At 55.3% G+C, this 302-nt stretch carries 1 rRNA gene; it reads left to right on the forward strand.

Features of this window, described 5'->3' with window-relative positions:
• Nucleotides 1–302: ribosomal RNA gene (locus tag CVN76_RS02680) — 23S ribosomal RNA — on the forward strand; the annotation flags it as partial.

The raw sequence follows: 302 nt of genomic DNA on the forward strand, positions 1-302 counted from the left end.
CTCTAGTGAGATGTAAGGTGCCCGTACCGCAAACCGACACAGGTAGGCGAGGAGAGAATCCTAAGGTGTGCGAGAGAACTCTCGTTAAGGAACTCGGCAAAATGCCCCCGTAACTTCGGGAGAAGGGGTGCTTTTTAGGGTGAATAGCCCGGAAAAGCCGCAGTGAATAGGCCCAGGCGACTGTTTAGCAAAAACACAGGTCTCTGCGAAGCCGCAAGGCGAAGTATAGGGGCTGACACCTGCCCGGTGCTGGAAGGTTAAGGGGAGAGGTTAGCGCAAGCGAAGCTTTGAACCGAAGCCCC

This window comes from Bacillus sp. mrc49, assembly GCF_002803435.1.